Source organism: Streptomyces calidiresistens (assembly GCF_014141525.1).
In the GTDB taxonomy this organism is placed as follows: domain Bacteria; phylum Actinomycetota; class Actinomycetes; order Streptomycetales; family Streptomycetaceae; genus Streptomyces; species Streptomyces calidiresistens.
This window is the reverse complement of the sequence record NZ_VKHS01001213.1, coordinates 1-1132: the sequence shown is the minus strand read 5'-3', so window position 1 is coordinate 1132 and position 1132 is coordinate 1. Positions and strand designations below refer to the sequence as shown.

At 68.2% G+C, this 1132-nt stretch carries 2 protein-coding genes; both read right to left on the bottom strand.

Annotated features, from left to right (window positions below):
- Positions 1-20 precede the first annotated feature (20 nt).
- A complete protein-coding gene (locus FOE67_RS26465; RefSeq protein WP_182667349.1) occupies positions 21-368 on the bottom strand; it encodes a hypothetical protein in 348 nt (115 codons plus the stop codon).
- Positions 369-511: 143 nt separating this feature from the next.
- On the bottom strand, positions 512-889 hold the full coding sequence (locus FOE67_RS26460) for an STAS domain-containing protein (RefSeq protein WP_182667348.1): 378 nt from the start codon (positions 887-889) through the stop codon (positions 512-514).
- Between the last annotated feature and the right edge of the window lie 243 nt (positions 890-1132).

Genomic DNA, 1132 nt, shown 5'->3' with positions numbered 1-1132 from the left:
CCCTTCGGGAGCGGGGTGGATTATTCCTCCCCGCTCTCCCGCCCCATTTCCGTTCCCATCTCCACGGCTCGATGGAGCAGGGAGTGGAGAGTCGACTCGATCGCGATTTCCGCCAAAATTTCCCAATACTCATCACTCCCCTCCTCCACCTGCCCCACGATCCTGTTCGCGATGTCCGCCTTCATCCCTTCCGCGACCTCCCTCTCGTCCGCGGAACCAAAGCACCAATGCAGGGTCTTCGCATCCGGTTTCCATGGTGCGTCCAGCGCTCCGGAGGGCCCATTTCCCGCTGTCCCGGGTTTCGCGCGGACGTAGAGGTGGGCTTTGGTGTCGGGATTCGAATCCGATTTCTCTTTTTCCGTCGACATGCCGGACAACCTCTTCTTCGCGTCGCCTTCGGTTCCACGCGGACATGGACGGGCTCCCCTGCGCCACATCGTGGCCGACGCCTCACCGCGCGCGACGGGGCACCCCACGGGGATTCTCCAACGTCTCCGGGGCCCGGAGGGAGCTATTCCCTCAGGGCCTCGTCGAGGGTGTCGTGGGATTCGATGAAGGCATCGATGCCGACAATGCCCATGGTGCGTTTGATCATGCCGGTGGGGGCCACCAGGCTCAGTCGGCCCCCGGCCGCGTCCAGGGCCCGGTGGGCGGCGATCAGGGCATTGAGGCCGGTGGAGTCCATGAAGGACACCCGCCGCATATCGAGCACCAACCGCGGGCAGGGGCCGGGCGGGACCGTGAGCGCCGCGGCGAAGGCCGCCCTGTTGTGGTAGTCGATCTCCCCGGCGAGGGTGACCACCCGCACGCCGCCGTCCCCGGCCCGGGAGACCCACAGTTGCTCGGGCTCCTCGGCCTGGTCGGCGTTCCCGGGATCCACCTCGCTCATACCGCTGATCCTGACACACCGAACCCACTCACCTGCCACGCCCTCCCGATTCCAGCCCGGGCACCCCGCGCCGGCGGGGACCGGGCGGGAGCCCTGGAGAACCCGGGTGAGATTCCCTCCGGACCCGGGTACGCGCGGGAGAGCCGATGAAAGCGAGACTGTGGTGATGGCACCGGCACCGAGCAACGGCGGCAACACCGCCCCCGGCCCGCGCGCCCCGCGCCTGACGGCCGCCCTGGACCT